Genomic DNA, 22,186 nt, shown 5'->3' with positions numbered 1-22,186 from the left:
GACAGCGCTGAGCGGTGCCGCTCCGAGTCCAGCCGGTCGCAGTCGGCGACCATTCGCACCGCACATTTACGCAGGTCCGATGGATGTTTCGTCGAACTAACGGACTTCGTCCCGTCATGAGACGAAGCCTCCCGACCCATCTGGGCGAGCCACGCGGAGCTGGGTGCCGGGCGCTTGCGCGGCCGTCGATATTCAGGGTCGACGCGCCTTCCCGTCTTGGCTAGTATCGGCCGGAAATAGATGTTTAATCCTCAGCAGGGAACAGCTCCAGCCCTTCCCTTCTCTATTCTGCTCAGCGCATTTTCGGCTGTTCACTGATGAAATCACCGGGTGGCATAGCGCAATCAATCGACACAGATCAGCCCGGCTTGCGGTCTGGTGCATATCGATACCAGATTGAGGCTGACAGGAGTTCTGCGCTTTGACCGGGCACGAACGCGAGTCAGGGGATATGTGTGAGCGAACAACCGTACAAAACCGAAGAATGGCGCGAAACTCCCACCGTGCCGACCTCGGCGTTCGGATTGTCGGCGGCCCAGCGGGGTATCTGGTTTGCCCAGCACATCGCCGGTAAGGAAATACCCATCTCGATCGCCCACTATGTGGAGTTTGTCGGCGAGGTGGACGGCGAGCTGCTGACGGTGTGCAGCCGCCGGGCGGCACGGGAGTTCGGGTCGGGGTTTCTGCGGTTGGCCGAGACCAACGGCGTGCCGTACCAGATGATCGACGACACCCTTGACGAGACGATGCCCCAGATCGACTTCCACGAATGCCAGGACCCGATCCGGGCGGCGCGGGACTGGATGACTCGCGAGTACACCGCACCGCTGGACATGGTGAGCGACCGACTGGTGCACTCGGCGCTCCTGCGGGTCGGAACGGCTCATTACTACTTCTATTCGCGGATCCATCACATCGCCTTGGACGGATACGCGGCGATGACGATCATGCAGCGGGTCGCTCAGCTGTACTCGGCTGCCAAGGCCGGCGACCCGCCCCCTCCGTGCAACGCCGACGACCTGCGCGAGATCGTGCGAGCAGACGCCGAATACCGCGACTCCGAACGGTTCGCCGCGGATCGTGAGTACTGGCGAGACCACCTTGCCGACGCGCCGGCCCCGGTGAGCCTGTCCGGCCGCACCGCCGACGCGGACTCGCATCCCGTGCGGGTGGGAGGTGCACTGACCGCGGTGACCGCGGCCGCCATGGACGCCATCGCGGCAGCAGCGAATTCGCAGGTAGCGCCCGTGGTCGTCGCGGCGTTCGGTGTCTATCTCGCGCGGATGACCGGCGAGGATACGGTCAGCCTGAGCCTGCCGGTATCGGCACGAACCAACGCCTCGTTGCGCCGGTCCGGCGGCATGATCGCCAACGTCGTGCCGTTGCGGCTCGGCATCGGTACCGATCCCACCGTCGGCGCGTTGATACGGTCGGCTCAGCACGAACTGACCGGGGCGCTGCGTCGGCAACGGTATCGCCAGGAGGACATCTTCCGGGATCTCGGTTTCAGCAGCGACCGCGCCGCATCGTTCGGACCGTCGGTGAACATCATGCCCTCCGACCGGGTCATCGATCTCGGCGGCGTCGTCGGCGACTTGCATGTGCTCACCTCCGGGCTGATCGAGGACCTGTTCGTGAACCTGTATCCGGCCCGGGGTACGGAAAGCACACACCTGGACTTCCAGGCGAACCCGAACCTGTACACCGAGGCCGAACTCGGTCGGCACTACCACCGTTTCATCGAGTTCCTGCACGAGTTCGTCACCGCCGGTCTCGATACCCCGGCATCGTCGGTGCCGCTGCTGTCACCCGGTGAACACGCCGCGATCGTGCCCGCCCGCGGGCCTTCGGGATCGGAGCCGGTGCTGCTGCCGGACCTGCTGGCGGCGGGGCCCCGGTCGAATCCGGACGGGGTGGCCGTGATCGCCGGTGACCGGCGGATGACCTACCGCCAGCTCGATGAACAGTCGAACCGGCTGGCTCGGATGCTGATCGGTGCCGGTGCGGGCCCGGAAACCGCAGTCGCTGTGGCGATGTCGCGATCGGCCGATTCGGTGACGGCGATCTGGGCGGTAGCCAAGACCGGTGCGGCGTTCGTTCCCATCGACCCGCGGTACCCGACCCAGCGGATCGGCCACATGATCGCCGACAGCGGCGCTCGAATCGGGCTCACGGTCACCGGGGCACGCGACACCTTGCCCGACGAGATGGATTGGCTGGTGATCGACGATCCGGCCCTCGACGAACGGTATGCGGCCATACCGGCGTCGTCGATCACCGATGCCGACCGGCTCGCTCCGATCCATGTCGACAACAGCGCCTACCTGATCTACACGTCGGGGTCGACCGGCAAGCCGAAGGGTGTGGTCGTCGGTCATCGCGGTCTGATCAACCTGGTGCACAGCGCGATCGGCGATGTACCGTTGTCCACCCGATCGCGGGTTGCCCAGGTCGCCTCACCGAGCTTCGACGCCTCGATCGAGGAGCTGCTGATAGCTTTCGTGTCGGCGGCGACTGTCGTGGTAGCAGCGCCGGACGCCTATGCCGGGGAACAGCTCACCGCCCTCCTGCGGGAACAGCGGGTCAATCGGCTGCACGTGACGCCCGCGGTGCTGGCAACGGTCGATCCGACCGCGCTGGAAGAACTCGCCTGTGTTGTCGTCGGCGGCGATGTCTGCCCGCCGGAGCTGGTATCCCGGTGGGCGCCCCATGTTCAGATCGTCAACAGTTACGGACCCACCGAGACCACGATCTCGGCCACCTTCAGCGCGGCGATGCGGGCCGGCCAGCCGATCACGATCGGCGGCCCGGCTCGCGGAGTGTCGGCGATGGTGCTCGATCGCAGGCTTCGGCCCGTCCCGGTCGGGGCGGTCGGCGAGCTCTACTTGGCCGGACCGGGTGTGGCCAGGGGCTACCAGGGACAGCCCGGCCTGACCGCGGACCATTTCGTCGCCGATCCCTTCGGTTCGGGTGCCCGGATGTACCGCACCGGAGATCTGGTGCGCTGGTCCGGGCTCGACGACCGGGCAACCGAGGGATCGGCGCGGGAACTGTCGCTGGAGTATCTGGGCCGCAGTGACTTCCAGGTGAAGATCCGCGGCGTCCGGATCGAACTCAGTGAGATCGATTCCGTGTTGACCAGCCACGATGCCGTCGACTTCGCCGTCACCGTCGGCACGCCGACACCGTCGGGCGCGACGATTCTCGTGTCCTATGTGCTGCCGAGCGCGGGCGCCGACATCGATCCCACGTCACTGCAGGCATTCGCCGCGGAAATTCTCCCGCCCACCATGGTGCCTTCGGCGATCACACTCCTCGATGCGATACCCATGAGCCCGACCGGAAAAGTCGACCGGAAGGCTCTCCCGCAGCCCGACCTCACCGCTCCTGCCGGTTCGGGCCGGGCTGCGTCCACGCCGCGCGAGCACACCATCGCCCGGTTGTACGCCGAGCTGCTCGGCGTCGCTACGGTCGGCACGGATGAGAGCTTCTTCGCGCTCGGCGGCGACAGCATCAGCTCGGTGCAACTGGTGGCGCGCGCACGGGCCTTCGGGCTCGAGTTCAGCGCTCAGGATGTCTTCGAACACAAGACCGTGGCCGGGCTGGCTGCTGCCGCCACCGATCTCGGGTCCGCGTTGCCGGCGCTGCCCGGCGACATGGGACTCACCCGCACGCCGATCGCCTACGAGATGCTCGATCGCGCAGGTGGGATCACTCGCGACGCCCAAGCGCTGCTCCTGACGGTCCCGCACGGAGTCGACCGATCGGTCCTCACGGCAGCCCTGCAGGCTGTCCTCGATCGCCACGACATGCTCCGCGCGATACCACGCACGTCAGGGTCGGATTCCGGCCTCGCCGGCGATTGGTTCATCGACATCCGGCCGACAGACGCGGTCCCGGCGGACGACCTGGTCCGGCACGTCACCACACCCCATGAGCCCATGGCCGTGGCCGACCGCGAACTCGACTACGCCCTCGATCGGCTGGACCCGGCCGCCGGGCATCTGGTCCAGACCGTGTGGATCGACCCGACCGACGACGAGCAGACCGGCCTGCTGTGGCTGGTCGTGCACCGGCTCGCGATCGACGCGGCGTCCTGGCCGATCGTCGTGGCCGACCTGGCTGCCGCATGCTCGGCGATCATGATCGGCGAAGCACCGGAACTCGAGGCTCCCGTGACGTCGTTGCCAGCCTGGGTGCGGGCACTGTCGGCCGAAGCGCAGGGCCCTCGCCGACGCGGCGAAGTAGCGATGTGGCAGCAAGTGACAGCCACCCCCGATCCAGCCCTCGCCGCTCGGGCCGAGGAACCGCGGAGCGACCCGGCCGAAACCAGTGACCTGCAGGTCATGGTCCCGGTACCGGTGACGACAGCGCTGCTGGGGACGGTGATCGAACGGTTCCACGCCGATGTCGAGCACGCGCTGCTCGCCGCGCTGGCCATGGCGGTCACCCGCTGGCGTCATGAGCGTGGCGGCGCAGGCGATTCCCTTCGAGTCATGGTGAACGGCAGCGGCCGCAACGCAGTGACGGGTGCCGAACTCGACCGCACGGTGGGCGGTTTCGATGCCGCGTATCCAGCGGGTCTCGATCTCACCGGGATCGATCTCGACGACGCCTTCGCCGGTGGTCCCAGCGCCGGCGGCGTACTCAAGACGGTCAAGGAACAGCTGCGGCAACTCGGCGACGGCGTCGGCTATTCGATGCTGCGCTACCTCGCCGGAGAGCTCACCGAGATCGCCGCACCGCAGCTGAGTTTCACCTATCTGGGCAGTACCGAGGACTGGCAGCACGACGGCTGGCAGCCTGTGACCTTCACACGGGCCCGCGACCCACAGGCACGCTCGCGCCAGGAAATCGCTGTCGACACCAGCGTGCAGCACACTGCGGCGGGGACTCAGTTGGCCGCGAACTGGTCATATCCCACCGCTCTGTTCAGCGAGCAGGAGATCCGCGCACTGGCGGAGCTGTGGCTGTCGGCGCTGCGTGGCTTGGTCGCGGTCACCGGCTCACCGGATGTCGGCGGGCATACGCCGTCGGATTTCGCGCTGGTGTCGACCACACAAACCGAGATCGACCGATGGGAACAGCAGTACCCCACCCTGTCCGATATCTGGCCACTATCGCCGATGCAATCCGGAATCCTTTTCCACGAGGCCTACGCCGCCGACACCGCCGACGAATACATCGACCAATCCGTGCTGACGATCGCCGGACCGCTGGATCGGGACCGGCTGCGCGCCGCCGCGCAAACCCTGCTCGACCGCCACGACAGCCTGCGGGTCGCCTTCCAGCACACCGAGTCCGGGCCGCGGCAGCTCGTCGTCGACGATGTCGAGATCTGCTGGCACGAGCTGGATCTCAGCGAACGGAATGCGCGCGACGACATCGTCGAACGACTACTCGCCGAGGACCGCGCGAGGCGGTTCGACACGGCGGACCCACCGCTGCTGCGGTTTCAGCTGATCCGGACCGATACCGACCGTCACCGACTCGTGGTGACCGGCCACCACATTCTGCTCGATGGCTGGTCGACCCCGCTGTTGGTGCGAGAACTCATCGACCTGTACATGGACGGTGCGCGAACAGCACAGCCCGCGCCCGCCCACACCTACCGTGACTACCTGGCGTGGCTGGCCGAAGGTGATGCGGCCTCGGCCATCGCCGCGTGGCAAGAGACGCTGGCCGACCTCGATTCCGCCACGAGGGTGACGACCACCGAGCACTGGAAATCGGAAACCGCTGCGAGCGTGGTCCGTTCGCAGCTCGGTGCCCGAGCCACGGCGGCGCTCACCACCACGATCCGCAGGCACGGGGTCACGCTGAACACTGCCGTGCAGGCGTGCTGGGCAATGGTCCTGGCCACGCTCACCGGCCGCACAGACGTGGTATTCGGCTGCGTCGTGTCCGGGCGGCCGCCGCAGGTAGCCGACGTGGAGCACATGCTCGGGCTGTTCATCAACACACTGCCGGTACGCATCCGGCTCGACCCGGCCGAAGAATTGTCGCAGTTGCTCACGCGCATCCAACTCGAGCAGAGTCGATTGCTCGACTATCACCATATCGGGCTCCCCGACATTCACCACGCGGTCGACATGTCCGAGTTGTTCGATACCTTGATCGTGGTCGAATCCTATCCGGTCGATCACTCGGTGCTGAGCCACGCGCTCGATGCCGCAGGGCTGAAGGTCCTCGCGGTGGACAGCTCCGACGCGGCACCGTACCCGGTCAACCTGATGGTCGTTCCGGGCGAATCCCTCACGCTCGAGCTGCTGTTCCGTGACGCGGCGATCGACCACGACCAGGCCGGCGAGCTACTGGCGCAGGTCGTGCGTTACCTCGAACAGATCGCCTCCGCCCCCCATTCGCGGGTGGCCACCGTGCAGCCTTGTGACTCCGCTGTTCTCCAGGAGTTGACCACTGTGGCAGGCCGGGAGTCGATCTCGGCTCGAACACTGGCCGAGATCCTGGCCGACGCCGCGGCGCGCGACCCGGACGCGACAGCGTTGCGATACGAGGGAATCTCGGTGACCTACCGCGAGCTGGATGAGCAGTCCAACCGCCTGGCACGGGTACTGATCGACGCGGGTGCCCGACCGGAATCCTGTGTTGCCCTGGCTCTGCACCGCTCGGTCGAATCGATCACCGCGGTGTGGGCGGTGGCGAAGACCGGCGCCGCCTTCCTGCCGATCGACCCGAAGCACCCGGCCGAGCGGATCGAATTCATGCTCACCGACTCCGGCGCCGCGATCGGCGTGACCACCACCGGCATTCGTGACCATCTGCCCGCTGGGCCGCGGTGGCTCGAGATCGACGCGACGGCGACGACGGAGAGCATCGCCGCCGCTTCCGACCGGTTGCTCACCGACGCGGACCGGTTGTCCGAGCTCTGCGTCGACCACCCCGCGTATCTGATCTACACCTCCGGCTCCACCGGAGTCCCCAAGGGCGTCGCCGTCACCCATCGCGGTCTGGCGAATCTGGTCCAGGCCCAACAAGAACGGCTCGGTCTCACGTCCTCGGCACGGGTGCTGCATTGCGCCTCGCCCAGTTTCGACGCCGCGGTGTTCGAGCTGTTGATGGCGTTCGGATCCGCCGCCCGCCTGGTGGTGGCGCCGCCCACCGTGTTCGGCGGCGACGAACTCGCCGACCTGATCGCCGACGACGAGGTCTCGCACATGGTGATCACCCCCACCGCCTTGGCGACCATGGACCCGATCGGCCTGGACAGTGTCCGGGTCCTCGCAGTGGCCGGCGAAGAAGCCGGAGCGGAACTCGTCACCCGATGGTCGGTCGGCCGGGAGCTGATGAACCTGTACGGACCGACCGAGTCCACGATCTGGGCGACCGGCACCGACCCGATCGCCGCCGGCGACTCGGTAGCGATCGGAACAGCGGTGCGCGGCACCACAATTCAGGTTCTCGACAGCTGGCTCCGGCCCGTCCCGCTCGGCGTGACAGGTGAGCTGTACCTGGCCGGTCCCAGCCTCGCCCGCGGATACCACCGACGACCGGTCCTGACCGGCACGCGATTCGTCGCGAATCCGTTCGACAACGGTGCACGGATGTATCGGACCGGTGACCTTGTCCGATGGACGACGGTCGGCGAGCTCGAGTACGTCGGGCGCGCCGATTTCCAGGTCAAGATCCGGGGCTTCCGCGTCGAGTTGGGGGAGATCGATGCCGCACTGATCGCGATCCCCGGGATCGAATTCGCGGTGACGATCGGCTGCGAAGGACCCACCGGCGCAACGGTGTTGGTCTCCTATGTGCAGGCCGCATCGGGTGCGGAGCACAACGCCGATGACCTGATAGCGGCCCTGCGCAGCTCGCTGCCCAGCTATATGGTGCCGGCCGCCGTCGAATTCCTGACATCTGTTCCGCGGACACCGGTGGGCAAACTCGATCGCCGTGCGCTGCCCGTGCCGTCGTTCGACCGGGCGCGGACCCACACACGCGAGCCTGCCACCGAGATAGAGCGGCAGCTGTGTGGGTTCTTCGCCCAGACACTCGGTGTCGAGACGGTGGGCGCGGACGACTCGTTCTTCGGGCTCGGCGGCGACAGCATCATGTCGATCCAGCTGGTTTCGCGCGCGAAAGCCGAGGGGCTGTACCTCTCCCCCCGTGATGTATTCGAGAATCCTACTGCTGCCGCGCTCGCCGAGATCGTCTCCGCTCGCGGCGGCGCCCAGGGCCGCGACCTCGTCGACGAGCTTCCCGGTGGCGGGATCGGCACCGTCGAACTGCCCCCCATCGCACGGTGGCTGATCGAATCCTCGAACGGAGATTTCGACCGGTTCGGTCAGACGATGATGCTCACCCTGCCGGCTGGAATCGACCACCAGACGATCGCGGCGACGCTGCAGGCCGTCTTCGACCATCACGACGCGCTCCGTGCGCGCCTGGTCCACGATTCGACCGGCTGGTCCTTCCACGTGGCTCCGCCCGGGTCGGTCGCCGCATCGGCGCTGGTCCATCGCGTAGTCGTGGACGCCGATACGGACTTCGATGTCGTTGCCGCACAAGAAATGTCGGCAGCGGCGGATCGGCTCTTCCCGGAAGCCGGGCTGATGATGCAGGCTGTCTGGTTCGACCCGACCGCCGACGCGGGCTGCGAGCCGCGCCTGTTGCTGGTCGTGCACCATCTCGTCGTGGACGGTGTCTCCTGGCGCACGCTGGTACCGGATCTCGTTGCGGCATGGGGACAGATCAGTGCCGGAGAACGGCCGACGCTGCCACCGGTCGGCACCTCTTGGCGGCGCTGGACACATGGTTTGGTCGAGGTCGCCGCGACGCGTTCGGGGGAGCTCGACCTGTGGCGCCGCATCCTCGAGGGCCCGGATCCGCTGCTCGGCACCCGCGCGCTGGATCCCGCCGTCGACGTGGCCGGCACGGTCGAGCAGGTGCAGGTGCAGGTGTCGGCGCAGGTCACCGAATCGCTTCTGTCCACCATCCCGGCGACCTATCGCGCCGGCGTCCACGATCCGATGCTGGCCGCGCTGGCGCTCGCGGTGCAGCGCTGGCGCGGCAATCGCACCGATTCGGTACTGATCGGGCTGGAGGGCCACGGCCGTGAGGAGGACGTGGTCGGCGCGGACCTCTCGCGGACCGTCGGCTGGTTCACCAATGTGTTCCCGGTGCGGTTCGACCTGTCCGGTATCGACATCGACGACGCGTTCGCGGCCGGTCCAGCAGCTGGTATCACGATAAAACGAGTCAAGGAACAGTTGCGCGCGATACCCGACCACGGTATCGGATTCGGGCTCCTGCGATACCTCGATCCCGCCACCGCACCGAGCCTGCGCGAGTTCCCGGCCCCGCAGATCAGCTTCAACTATCTGGGCCGCGTCGACGCGGCGGTCCCCCGGGGACCATGGCTTCCGATCGCCGGACCTGACGCGCTGGGCGCCACCCACAACGACGACATGCCCGCCGGTGCCGTGCTCGCCGTCGACGCACGCACCGAGGACAGCCCGGCCGGGCCGCGGCTGACCGCGACCCTGTCGTATCCGACCGGACTGCTCACCAGGGCGGCGGTGCGGGAATTGGCCGAGTACTGGACGCGGGCGATGACCGCCCTCACCACGCACGCGGAGGGGCCCGCCGCCGGTGGACTGACACCGTCGGATCTGGACCTGGTTCGGGCCAGCCAGAAAGACATCGACGCATGGGAGCACCAGTTCCCGACCCTCACCGATGTGTGGTCGCTGACGCCACTGCAAACAGGGCTGCTGTTCCATTCCCGCCTAGCCGCGCACGGCATCGACTTCTACACCGTGCAGATGTCTCTCGACCTGCGCGGACAGGTGCAACCGGATCGAATCCGGCGCGCGGGACAGGCACTGATCGATCGGCATCCGAACCTGCGCACCGCAGTCGTCGAACGTGATGACGATCCCGTCCAGATCGTGCTCGAACACGCGACCCTGCCCTTCGCCGAGGACTTCCTCGACCGATCGGATGGGGCGAGCACGCAGCGCATGGCCGAACTGGCCAGGGCCGACCGCACCACACCGTTCGACATGGGTACGCCGCCCTTGGTCCGCTTTCGATTGATCACCGTCGCCCACGACCACTGCCGCCTGGTGATCACCGCCCACCATTTCGTCCTCGACGGATGGTCGATGCCGCTGCTGATCCGGGAGTTACTGACGCTCTACGCCATCGATGGGGACGGCTCGGCATTGCCCCCGGCGCCGCCCTATCGTGAATTCCTGTCCTGGCTCGCCCGCCGCGACCACGCGGCGGCCCAGCAGGCATGGTCGAAAGCCCTTGCCGGGCTGGAAGAATCGACCCTGATCGCACCGGCTGCCGACGCACACGCACAGTCGCTCACCACACCCCCGACCGTCACCGTGTCGGTCGAGTTGCCTGCGTCTGCCACCGCGGCGATCAACGACCTGTCGCGGGAGCGCGGAATCACGGTGAACACGATCGTGCAATCGGCCTGGGCGATCCTGCTGTCGATATCGACCGGCCGCCGCGATGTCGTCTTCGGGACCACCGTGTCGGGGCGACCCGGCGAGGTGACCGGCGTCGAATCGATGATCGGACTGTTCATCAACACCGTGCCGGTCCGGGTGCAACTCGATCCCGCCGAAACATTGTCCGGGCTGCTCACGCGCGTGCAGGCGCAGCATGCCGCGGTGCTGGATCACCAACATCTCGGTCTTGCCGATATTCAGCAGGCGGCCGACCTCGGCACACTCTTCGACACCATGACGGTCTTCGAGTCCTACCCGATCGAGCAGCGGGAGTTGCTGCACACCACCGACATCGCCGGGATGCGGGTGAGCGACCTGCACGCCACCGACGACACGCATTACCCGTTGATCCTGCTCGCGATCCCCGGAGAACGGCTCCGGCTCGAGGTGAAGGGCCTGACCGCGACCTTCGATCGCCCTGCGCTCGAACGGATCTCCCAACGGCTGGTCCGGGTTCTGGAAGCCTTCGCCGCAACTCCCGACCTACCGAATGCGCGGCTCGATGTGCTGTCCGAGCCGGAGCTGGCCGAGATGACCGCCACGCAGCCGAACCGAGTCGAACCGAGAACATTGGCGTCGCTGCTGGCATCCGCCGCGCAGGTCGATCCCGACCGGATAGCACTGTCCGCGAGCGGGATCGAACTTTCCTACCGCGATCTCGACGAGCGGTCCAATCAGCTGGCCCGGCTGCTGATCCACCACCAGATCGGTCCGGAAGACGTTGTCGCGGTGGGTATCCGGCGTTCACTGCAATCGGTGCTGGCCGTATGGGCCATCGCCAAGGCAGGCGCGGCCTTCGTGCCGACCGATCCGACCTATCCCGCGGATCGGATCGCCCACATGGTGGCCGACTCGGGGGCCGTGGTCGGCCTGACCGTCGGGTCGACGCACGAGACGCTGCCGGATTCGGTGCAGTGGTTGATCCTCGACGACCCGGCATCGGCCGATCGATCGGAGTCGATGTCGGCGGCACCGATCACCGACGAAGAGCGAGTGCGCCCCCTGCGCGTCGACCACCCGGCTTACATGGTCTACACCTCCGGCTCCACCGGACTCCCCAAGGGCGTCGCCGTCACCCACCGTGGTCTGGCGAATCTCGTCCAGGCCCAACAAGAACGGCTCGGCCTCACGTCCTCGGCACGGGTGCTGCATTGCGCCTCACCCAGCTTCGACGCCGCGGTCTTCGAACTCCTGATGGCCTTCGGATCCGGCGCCCAGCTGGTGGTATCGCCACCCACCGTGTTCGGCGGCGACGAACTCGCCGACCTGATCACCGACCATCAGGTCTCGCACATGGTCATCACCCCCACCGCCTTGGCGACCATGGACCCCGTCGGCCTCGAGTGCGTGCAAGTCCTCGCAGTGGCAGGCGAAGCGGTCGGAGCGGAGCTCATCACCCGGTGGTCTGCCGGCCGGAAGATGATGAACCTGTACGGACCGACCGAGTCCACGATCTGGGCGACCGGCACCGACCCGATCAACGCGGGCGACCCGGTATCGATCGGAACAGCGGTGCGCGGCACCACAATTCAGGTTCTCGACAGCTGGCTCCGGCCCGTCCCCATCGGCGTCACCGGTGAGCTGTACCTGGCCGGCCCCAGCCTCGCCCGCGGATACCACCGACGACCGGTCCTGACCGGCACGCGATTCGTCGCGAATCCGTTCGACAACGGTGCGCGGATGTACCGGACCGGCGACCTCGTCCGCTGGACGACGGCCGGCGAACTCGAGTACATCGGACGCGCGGACCTCCAGGTGAAGGTCCGTGGGGTCCGGATCGAACTCGGCGAGGTCGACGCCGCCCTCACCGCGCATACCGGGGTCGAATTCGCGGTGACCATCGGCCACGATGCCCAGCCCGGTACCACCGCGCTGGCCGCCTACGTCGTCCTCGCCGATGGTCACGCCCCCGATATGGGAGAGCTGCGCAAGTTCCTGTCCACCCGGCTGCCCGTCCATATGCTGCCCGCTTCGATCACGGTGCTCGACGCGATTCCACGGACACTCACCGGAAAGCTGGACCGCAAGGCACTGCCCGAACCGATCCTTGTGCCGACACCGTTCCGGGCGCCGATGACACCGATCGAGAGAAGTGTCGCCGACGCGTTCGCCCAGGTCCTGGATACCCCCAAGGTCGGGTTGGACGATGATTTCTACCAACTGGGCGGCAATTCCCTGCTCGCCACCCGCGTCGTGGATCAGCTTCGACGCGAACTCGACACCGACGTGGCGGTGCTGTGGATGTTCACCGAACGCACGGTCGAACAGCTGGCACGGCGGATCGAGACCGCGGCGGCCGTGCCCGGCTCGGTTACGGTCGATTCCGACACGCCACTGGCCGTACAGCTGCCGATCCGCACCGACGGTGACCTGCCACCGCTGTTCTGCGTTCACCCGGCCTCGGGGCTGGCCTGGTCCTATGCCGGTCTTTCCCAGCTCCTGGCGCCCGGCAGACCGATCTACGGCCTGCAGTCCCCCGAGCTGACCGGCGAAGGGGAACCACCCGAGTCGATCGACGCGTACGCCGACCGCTATGTGCGCGAGATCCGTACCCGCCAACCACACGGACCGTACAACGTGCTCGGATGGTCGTTCGGCGGCTTCATCGCCCATGCCGTGGCAGCACGGCTGCAACAGCTGGGTGAACCCGTTGCCCTCCTCGCGGTGCTCGACGCCGATCTCGCGGTGCGTGATGCCGATCCGGACGCGCCACTCACACCCGGCGAGTTCGTCCACGAGTTCGGCGCGACCCTAGGCTTCGAGTCGATCCCGGCACAGATGTCAGCCGCCGAGGCCGCCGCGCTGATCAACAATTCGATCGGTGGACAGCTCGTCGAAGCGATCCACATCGAGCGGCTGACCGACTCCTACAACCGCTCGGCTCGGTTGGTCGCCGGTTATCTACCGCCGGTCTTCGACGGAAACCTGCTGTACTTCACCGCCCTTCGGGATGCCGTCGACCCCGACCGGGGGGTCGAGAACTGGCGGCCCTTCGTCACCGGCTTCCTGCGCAATGTCGTGGTCGATACCGACCACGACGCGATGACCACCCCGCAAGTGCTTCCCGAGATCGCCACGGTGGTCGACAGCTATCTCGCGATCGTGCCCGGGAAATCGTGACTACGACGAATCCCGAACTGTCCACGCTCGGGCAATGGTGGGTACTGACGCGTCGATTGATCGCACCCTCGTGGCGCAACGGCGAGATCGTGTTGTCGATCCTCACGCCGGTGGTGTTCACCATCGGGTTCTATGTCCCGCTGAACTTGGTGATGACGGTCTTCGGGCACGGACTCAGTAGCTACGCGCAATTTCTCATGCCGATGATCGTGTTGCAAGCGATCGCGTTCACGTCGATCGCCGCGGCGTTCCGGGCGGCCTCCGACGCGACGGGGGGGATCAATCGCAGGTTCGCCACCATGCCGATCGGCGTCGCGACGCCACTGGCGGCACGAATGTCTGCCAATATGCTCCGCTGTGGCATCGCGTTGATCTCCGCGATCGCGTGCGGTTATGTGATCGGGTTCCGTTTCGACCGCGGTCCTGTTTCGGCGATCGGTTTCTGTCTGTTCGCGATGCTCGTCGGTGCGGCGCTCTCGCTCGGAGCCGATGTGCTCGGGACGATCTCGAAGAGTCCGGAGGCAACCACGCAGGCGCTCACGCTCCCGCAATTGATTCTCGGCATGCTCTCGGTCGGGTTCGCACCGGCAGAGCAGTTCCCGCAGTGGATTCAGCCGTTCGTGCGAAATCAGCCGATCTCGCAGTTCGCGTCCGCGCTGCGCGTTCTTGCCGGCGATACCACCGCCGGTGTCGCCGCGGTGACGTGGTCGGTGATGGGTCCACCGCTGGCCTGGGCTCTCGGATTGATCGTGGTGTTCGTGCCGCTGGCGATGTTTCTGATAGCGAGAAGGCCGTGATGGCGTCAACGAGTATCGAGTCCGAACCCGCACTGACATCGGCACCGCGATTTCCGCCACCGTCTCCCTCGCGATGGCGGCCGGAGAACTCGATCCGCGCCCTGATGGTGCAGACGCTCGTCCAAACCCGGCAGTTGTTGTTGCGCTGGTCCCGCGATCCGATCATGGTGCTACAGGCGCTGGTCTTCCCCGCTTTGCTACTCGTGATTCTGAATACCGTTCTGGGCCGGCAGATCTCGGCCTTCGCGGGAAACAGTGCCCTCTACGGTTCGGTGCCGATGGTGACACTCGTCGCGGCGATGTCAGGGGCCACCGCCGGTGCTATCTCACTCGGCCGCGATCGTGACCACGGGTGGCTGGCTCGACTCTGGGTCCTGCCGGTGCATCGCGCATCGGGGTTGTCGGCGCGGATCGCCGCGGAAGTCGTGCGGATCACGGTCACCACGCTCGTGATCGCGTGCACAGGTCTCGCGCTCGGGTTCCGTTTCCAGCAAGGTATTCCCGCCGCGGTGGCTTGGCTGCTCGTGCCGGTGTTGTTCGGCACCGCGTTCGCCACCTTCGTTACCGCTATCGCGGTACACACGGCCGAAGCCACCCTGGTGGAGGGTGTGACCCTGATCAGTTCGCTGCTGATGTTCTTCTGCACGGGGTTCGTACCGCTGGCCGCGTATCCACAGTGGGCTCAACCACTGGTCGAGCACCAGCCGATGACCTATGCGATCGAGACGATGCGCGGTTTGGCCCTCGGTGGTGAGGTGCGGGGGCCGCTGACCGGAATCGTCGCGTGGTCGGCGGGTGCGATCGCTGTGTTCGCCATCCCCGCCATCCGTGGCTATCGACGCGCGTCCCGGCGCTGATCAGTGATCACCCCGGAAGGCGACGCGGTCGCCGCAACCTCTCGATCGAGTGTGTTGCGACGACCGCTCGCCCCGAGAGCGCTGGCTCAGTCTTCGTAGGCATCCAGCGGCGGGCACGAGCACACCAGATTCCGGTCACCGAACGCACCGTCGATGCGCCGCACCGACGGCCACACCTTCGGGCGGGCATGGCCGATTCCGCGCGGATACACCGCGGTCTCACGGCTGTAGGGGTGGTCCCACTCGGCGACCAGGCTGGCGGCGGTGTGTGGTGCGCCGCGCAGCGGGTTGTCGGTCACCGGCCATACCCCGGCGGCGACCTGGTCGATCTCGCCACGGATGGCGATCATGGCGGCGATGAACTCGTCGATCTCCTCGAGGTTCTCGCTCTCGGTGGGTTCCACCATCAAGGTGCCCGCGACCGGGAAACTCATCGTCGGAGCGTGGAAACCGTAGTCGGCCAGTCGCTTTGCCACGTCGTCGACGGTGACGCCGGTCTGCTTGGTGATCTCGCGCAGATCCAGGATGCACTCGTGGGCGACCATCCCGTTCTCGCCGGTGTAGAGCACCGGGAAGTAGGCGTCGAGGCGGCGCGCGATGTAGTTGGCCGACGCGATCGCGGTCAGGGTCGCCGCGCGCAGGCCCTCGGCGCCCATCATCCGGATGTAGGCCCAGGTGATCGGCAGGATCGAGGCGGAGCCGTAGTTCGCCGCCGACACCGCGTGCGAACCGGCTTCGAGCGGGTCACCGGGCAGGTACTGCGCCAGGTGCGAGCCCACCGCGACCGGGCCGACGCCGGGACCGCCGCCGCCGTGCGGGATGCAGAAGGTCTTGTGCAGGTTCAGGTGGCTCACATCGCCGCCGAACCGGCCCGGACGGGCAAGGCCGACAAGGGCATTGAGGTTCGCGCCGTCGACGTACACCTGGCCGCCGGCGTCGTGCACGAGCGCGCACAGCTCGGCGACCTCGTGCTCGTAGACGCCGTGGGTGGACGGGTAGGTGATCATGATGCAGGCCAGCCGGTCGGCGTGGTCGGCGATCTTGGCGCGCAGGTCGTCGAGGTCGACGTCACCGTTCGCGCGGCACTTCACCATCTCGACGCGCATGCCGACCATGGCCGCCGAGGCCGCGTTGGTGCCGTGCGCGCTGGAGGGGATCAGGCAGGTGTCGCGGTGGTCGTCGCCGCGATCGAGGTGGTAGCGGCGGATCGCGAGCAGGCCCGCGTACTCGCCCTGGCTACCGGCGTTGGGCTGCAGGCTCACCGCGTCGTAGCCGGTGATCTCGGCCAGCCACTGCTCGAGGTCGGCGATCAGCTTGCGGACACCCGGGGTGTCGTCGGTGGGCGCGAAGGGGTGCAACCGCGCGAAGCCGGGCCAGGTGATCGGCTCCATCTCCGCGGTCGCGTTGAGCTTCATCGTGCACGAACCGAGCGGAATCATGCTGCGGTCCAAGGCGATGTCCTTGTCCGAGAGCGCGCGCAGGTAGCGCAGCATGGCGGTCTCGGTGTGGTGGCGGGTGAACGCCGGGTGGGTCAGATAGTCCGAGGTACGCGTCTCGATCGCGGCGAGCTCGGTGCCCGTGCCCGCGTCGGGAGTCAGTGCGGTGCCGAAGGATTCGACGACGGCGGCGACGTGCGTGTCGGTGGTGGCCTCGTCGCAGGCGATCGCGACGTGGTCCGCGTCGACCAGGCGCAGGTTGATGCCCTTCGACTTCGCCTTGGCGACAACGGCTTCCGCACCGCCGGGCACGTGGGCGAGCACCGTGTCGAAGAAGGCACCGTGCACGAGGGCCCCGCCGAGACCGGTCGCGACGGCGGCGGCGTGCTCGTGCACCCGGCGCGCGATGGCACGCAGCCCGTCGGCACCGTGGTAGCTCGCGTACATCGCGGCGACGATGGCCAGCAGCACCTGGGCGGTACAGATGTTGGAGGTGGCCTTCTCGCGGCGGATGTGCTGCTCACGGGTCTGCAGCGCCAGCCGGTAGGCGGGCGCTCCGTCGGCGTCGACGGAGACACCGACCAGACGGCCGGGCAGCTGACGGGCGAACGCGGTGCGCACGGCGAGGTACCCGGCGTGCGGGCCGCCGAAGCCCATCGGCACACCGAAGCGCTGGGTGGTACCGAAGCAGACATCCGCGCCCTGCTCACCGGGCGGGGTGCTCAGCGTCATCGCGAGCAGATCGGCGCCTGCCGCGACCAGCGCGCCGCGCTCGTGGGCGGCGGCGAACAGCGAGGTCCAGTCGACGATGCGGCCCGACGCGCCCGGGGTCTGCACGATCACGCCGAAGAACTCGCCCTCTGGCAGCGCACCGGTGGACAGGTCGGCCTCGACGATCTCGATGCCGAGCGGCTCGGCCCTGGTGCCGATGATGGTCTTGGTCTGCGGGAACAGGTCGGCGTCGATCAGCAGGCGGTGCGACTTCGACTTGCCCGCGCGGCGCAGCAGCGTCATCGCCTCGGCCGCGGCGGTGGCCTCGTCGAGCATGGAGGCGTTCGCGACGTCCATACCGGTCAGATCCGACACCATGGTCTGGAAGTTGAGCAGCGCCTCGAGCCTGCCCTGGCTGATCTCGGGCTGGTACGGGGTGTAGGCGGTGTACCAGGCGGGGTTCTCGAGCAGATTGCGCACCAGCACCGGCGGGGTGAGGGTGTCGTAGTAGCCCAGGCCGATCATCGAGGTGGCGACGGTGTTCGCGTGCGCCAGCGCGGCCAGCTCTTCGAGCACCTCGTGCTCGGAGGCGGGCGCGGGCAATGCGCCGAGGCCGGACTCGTCGAGGATCGTGGCGGGCAGCGCCGTGGTCGCGAGTGCGTCGATGGACTCGACGCCGATGGTCGCGAGGATCCGGGCGAGTTCGTCGGAATCGGGTCCGATGTGGCGGTCGGCGAACGAACGGGTCACGGGCAGCTCCAGGTCGGGCGGGTCGACCTCGTGGTCGACGGGTACCAGCCCTCCCCCTCTGTCTGTGCGCCTGAGAGATTCGGAAACCCGGCCCCGAAAATCGGTGACCGTGCCCCTTTCCCCGTGGGCGGGCAGCCGGATGCCACCGCTTTCCAGAGGCGTCGAATCACCGTGCGGTCCCTGTTGCCTGAGAGATTGACGGGGAGGTGCTGCTCCTTCGGCGCCCCGGTTCTCGCGAACCGAGGACTCTCCCGCACGGCGGCGACGCCCGTCCAGTCTAATGGCAGACAAACCCCCGCAGCACCACCGCGACCCCGCTCAGGGTGTAGCGCTCGTCACCCACACTCGCTACAGGCTGGTGGGGTCGCCGAACACGGCTCCGCTGTCGTCGACCGCGGGTGTTCTGGTTTGCACATAGGTGTATTGGCGGATGGTGACCGGGCCCGCGCAGTTGTCGACTTTGATGTGGAAGTCGCGGGTCACGATCCGCACGGTCTCGCCCGGGATGAGCGGCTTGCCCTCCCCGATATCGATGTTGGTGATGTCGCCGGGTTCCAGTTCCAACTCCAGGAACAGACCAGGGTCCAACAGGATGGAAGGCAGGATGCCGTTGAACTCCTGCACCTGTGCCGATTCGAGCTCCTGTGACTGCCCGGACTCCTGCGTCTGGGACTGCACCGTCTCGCCGGAACTCGACCGCTGGACGGTCTCCGACTGCGCCTGCTCCGTCGCCTGCCGCTGCGCCTGCTCCGTCGCGTAGTTCTGCTGCGGCCCCTCGAGCCCGAATTCCATGGTGGGATCGATACCAGGGAGCACGGCACCGATCCTGGCCGCACAGCCGACGGAGTAACCGGTCTTGAGCACGCCCTCGGCCTGCCCGTCGAGCCGTCCGTACGCGACAGTGGAGACCAACGCCTCACGGCTGGTGGGGACGTTGTTCAACGGCGCGATTCGATAGATGACTTCATCGTGTGTGCCGACGGTGAAACTGCCCATATCCGACTCGAAAGTCTTCTCGTGCGGTGGCAGATTGACGGTATCGGCGTGTGCGGTCGGCTGCGACAGAATGGCCAGCGCTGAGGCGATGTAACTCACTCTCCAGATGATTCGCAACATGATCCGGACACTAGTGAATCCGACAGCCGTTTCCCCTGCGTCGCGCGGGCGCGTGTCCCGACCGATGCGGCTTCTTATTCCCTCGTTCATCCGGCACCACACCGGTTCGGCAACGTGATGAGGTCAGCGAGGGTCAGCGCTCGTGACTACCCGGTCTTGCGGTTCTCCCGAACTTTGCGGCGGAAGGACAGCTCGTCCTCGGGACGGTCGGTGATCGCGGTGGCCCGCTCGGCGGGGAAATCCGCGATCGCGCCGGTCAGTTCCCGCATCGCGCCACCCACCGCGATGCCGAAGACGCCCTGGCCGCCCTGCAGTAAATCGACGACTTCCTCGGGCGAGGTGCACTCGTACACCGAGGTTCCGTCGGAGAACAGGGTGATCCCGGCGAGATCGCCGACGCCACGGCTACGCAGGTGATCGACGGCGATCCGGATGTTCTGTAAAGAGATGCCCGCGTCCAGCAGCCGCTTCACGATCTTGAGGACAAGGATGTCCTTGAACGAGTACAGCCGCTGACTGCCCGACCCCGCCGCACCGCGAATCGATGGCACGACCAGCCCGGTACGGGCCCAATAATCGAGCTGACGGTAGGTGATTCCGGCGACCTGACAGGCGCTCGGCACCCGGTAGCCGACCAGATCATCCGGAACCGAGTCGTCCGGGAACAAGCCAGGCTGTACGACATCCTGCGTTTGTTCTTCCACTGATCGCTCCTTCTGCCGACGTTCTCGGGTCGGAGTCACGACGGATGTTGCCCGACTTTCGAGGTTACTCCTGCCATTGTCGGACCTGCGGTGCAGTCACACCAAGCACCAAACGCCGCGATTCCCTGGACCTCTACTTAAGGTTTAGAAGATCGTGATCAGCTGTCGGTCGCCTTGAAGTCGTCGGGCGAAACCGACTCGAGGAACTCCTTGAACTTCTCCACCTCGTCCTCCCGCTCGTCGGGCATCACCAATCCCGCCTCGGCGAGGACCGGTTCCTCGGCGTAGATCGGGCACCCCACGCGCAAGGCGATCGCCACCGAGTCCGAGGGTCGCGCCGAGACCCGCAGGTCGCCGTCGAAGACCAGGTCGGCGTAGAAGGTGCCCTCCTGCAGATCCACGATCCGCACTTCCTTGAGTGTGTGTCCCAGCTCCGTGATCAGAATCTTGATCAGATCGTGAGTGAGCGGACGGATCGGCGTGACCCCCTCCTGCTCGAGCACGATCGCCGTCGCCTCGGCCTGCCCGATCCAGATCGGCAGATACCGCTCCCCCGAAGCTTCCCGCAGCAGCAGCACGGGCTGGTTCTGTGGCTGCTCGACACGGATGCCGATAACACGCATCTCGCTCATGAGTAAGTCCTGCCTCCCATACTCGGCCGCCGGCCGGCACGACAGCTGCACAGCTCGCCGTATCACTGAGTCTAGGCGAATTCTGAGGCGCGTAACGGAGACGTTCGAGCCGAAATCGGTGTGTAGCCGGGGCGATACCTGATCACCCGGCCGGGTGTGTCAGCCGCCGAGGGCCGTGCGCACCGCGGCTTTCACCAGTGCGGCGTGCAGGTTCAGCGATAGTGCCGCGAGTTCGCGGACGGTCTCTTCCGCGCGTGCGCGCGCGTCGGCATCGCGGCTCTTCGCGATGGGCGCGGCGATCTGCGCGATCAGCGCTGCCTCGCGGTCGGCGGCCAGTTTGAAGGCGCGCAGATGACGTGCCTCCAGGCCGAATTCGGCCATCGCCTTCGCCGCGTGTGCGAGGGTCACCGCATCGGACTCGAAGAATCCGCCGGCGCCGGGGACGATGAGTCCCGCGCGCAGCAGATCGTCGAGGAAACGGTCGTCGATATCGGCCTTGGCGAGCAGGTCGGTCCTGGTGAGCCGCACGCCGACGTCGACGCGCAGTTCCTCCGGCCTGATCGCGCCGGGAACGATACCGAGGCGGCGCGGCGCGGCGCGGCTCACCGCCTCGTCGTCGGCGTCCGCGGAGCCGGACACACCGTGCCCGGCTTCCGCGGCCCCGTGGTGGGAGTGCGCATGGGCGCGCGCTTCACGCACGCCCATCGTCGCCGCACCACTGTCGATCGCTTCCAACTGCTCCTTGATCACCTTCAACGGCAGGTACTGATCGCGTTGGGCGGTCAGTACGAAGCGCAGCCGTTCGTAGTCGGAAACCGAGAACCGCCGGTATCCCGACGGTGTCCGTTCCGGCCGGATCAGGCCCTCGGATTCGAGGAACCGGATCTTGGAGATGGTGATATCAGGAAAATCTGGTCGCAGCAGGTCGAGTACGGAGCCGATCGACATCCCTCCGCGCGCCCACTGCGCCGCCCCTGTCACAGCACTGTGCCCTTCGCGGGCACCAGTACCGTTGGGGTCATCGCGACCCCGCGCCCGACGCCGACTCGTTCGCCTGCGCGCGCGGACCGGTCAGGAAGACCAGCCGGAACTTGCCGATCTGGACCTCGTCGCCGTTCTGCAGCTCCGAGGAGTCCACCGGCTCCCGGTTGACGTAGGTGCCGTTGAGGCTGCCCACATCGACGACCTGGAACGAGTCGTCGTCCTGACGGAACTCGGCATGCCGACGGCTGACGGTGACGTCGTCGAGAAAGATGTCACTGTCGGGATGGCGGCCGGCCGAAGTGGTCGGCTGATCCAGCAGGAAACGCGAGCCCGCGTTCGGGCCACGCTTGACCACCAGGAGGGCCGCGCCGGCCGGCAGGCCCTCGACGCCCTGAACCGGCTGTTCGCCGGTCGGCTCTGCGGAGCGCGACGCGTCGACCTCGTTGAGGAAGTCCGCGCGGAAGACCGACGTCGTCTCGGCCGCGGTTTCCCCGTAACCCGGGTCCCTGTTCTCGCTCACCGTTTCTCTCCTCCTCGAACCTGATTATCCATGCAAGCAGGTGCTGTATTCGGCGACACGACCGGCGCGATCACATCG

9 protein-coding genes and 1 riboswitch are annotated in these 22,186 nt (G+C 67.0%); of the genes, 3 read left to right on the top strand and 6 right to left on the bottom strand.

Annotation, left to right across the window (positions count from 1 at the left end):
• Positions 1 to 455: 455 nt before the first annotated feature.
• From ACFWPK_RS11510 to ACFWPK_RS11500, 3 genes are read left to right on the top strand one after another with little or no spacing between them, the layout of a single operon-like run.
• Entirely contained in the window at positions 456 to 13,601 is a 13,146-nt protein-coding gene (locus ACFWPK_RS11510; RefSeq protein ID WP_378914525.1) for an amino acid adenylation domain-containing protein, read from the top strand.
• Positions 13,598 to 14,398 (top strand): ABC transporter permease, encoded by an 801-nt coding sequence (locus ACFWPK_RS11505; protein ID WP_378914524.1) that lies wholly within the window; start codon positions 13,598 to 13,600, stop codon positions 14,396 to 14,398. The genes ACFWPK_RS11510 and ACFWPK_RS11505 overlap by 4 nt, the downstream gene beginning before the upstream one ends.
• Positions 14,395 to 15,255, top strand: a complete 861-nt coding sequence (locus tag ACFWPK_RS11500) for an ABC transporter permease (RefSeq protein WP_378914523.1) — start codon at positions 14,395 to 14,397, stop codon at positions 15,253 to 15,255. The genes ACFWPK_RS11505 and ACFWPK_RS11500 overlap by 4 nt, the downstream gene beginning before the upstream one ends.
• 86 nt (positions 15,256 to 15,341) lie before the next feature.
• Here the strand turns inward: ACFWPK_RS11500 and gcvP are convergent, their stop codons facing one another.
• The 6 genes from gcvP to ACFWPK_RS11470 form a co-directional block, all read right to left on the bottom strand.
• Complete coding sequence (gcvP, locus tag ACFWPK_RS11495; protein ID WP_378914522.1) at positions 15,342 to 18,152, bottom strand: aminomethyl-transferring glycine dehydrogenase; 2,811 nt, start codon at positions 18,150 to 18,152, stop codon at positions 15,342 to 15,344.
• A gap of 164 nt (positions 18,153 to 18,316) precedes the next feature.
• Positions 18,317 to 18,416, bottom strand: a riboswitch (glycine riboswitch).
• Positions 18,417 to 18,500: 84 nt separating this feature from the next.
• On the bottom strand, positions 18,501 to 19,247 hold the full coding sequence (locus ACFWPK_RS11490) for an MspA family porin (protein WP_378914521.1): 747 nt from the start codon (positions 19,245 to 19,247) through the stop codon (positions 18,501 to 18,503).
• Positions 19,248 to 19,414: 167 nt separating this feature from the next.
• Positions 19,415 to 19,972: a MerR family transcriptional regulator gene (locus tag ACFWPK_RS11485; RefSeq protein WP_131816826.1), complete on the bottom strand. Its 558-nt coding sequence runs from the start codon at positions 19,970 to 19,972 to the stop codon at positions 19,415 to 19,417.
• Between the two features lie 158 nt (positions 19,973 to 20,130).
• A complete protein-coding gene (locus ACFWPK_RS11480; protein WP_067446263.1) occupies positions 20,131 to 20,604 on the bottom strand; it encodes a bifunctional nuclease family protein in 474 nt (157 codons plus the stop codon).
• A 159-nt stretch (positions 20,605 to 20,763) separates the two neighbouring features.
• The gene (locus ACFWPK_RS11475; RefSeq protein ID WP_378914520.1) at positions 20,764 to 21,552 is read right to left on the bottom strand and encodes a MerR family transcriptional regulator; all 789 of its coding nucleotides are present in this window, start codon (positions 21,550 to 21,552) and stop codon (positions 20,764 to 20,766) included.
• A 70-nt stretch (positions 21,553 to 21,622) separates the two neighbouring features.
• Positions 21,623 to 22,108, bottom strand: coding sequence for an FHA domain-containing protein (locus ACFWPK_RS11470; RefSeq protein WP_056817657.1), 486 nt, complete (start codon positions 22,106 to 22,108; stop codon positions 21,623 to 21,625).
• Positions 22,109 to 22,186: the final 78 nt, after the last annotated feature.

Source organism: Nocardia sp. NPDC058519 (assembly GCF_042719755.1).
Taxonomy (GTDB): Bacteria; Actinomycetota; Actinomycetes; order Mycobacteriales; family Mycobacteriaceae; genus Nocardia.
Note: the sequence above shows the minus strand (reverse complement) of the source record. Positions and strands in the feature narration are given on the sequence as shown.

Excerpts from the sequence above, each read along its gene's own strand:
- ACFWPK_RS11475 (WP_378914520.1), bottom strand. The coding sequence starts at position 21,552 with ATGTCGATCGGCTCCGTACTCGACCTGCTGCGACCAGATTTTCCTGAT.
- ACFWPK_RS11480 (WP_067446263.1), bottom strand. The coding sequence starts at position 20,604 with ATGAGCGAGATGCGTGTTATCGGCATCCGTGTCGAGCAGCCACAGAAC.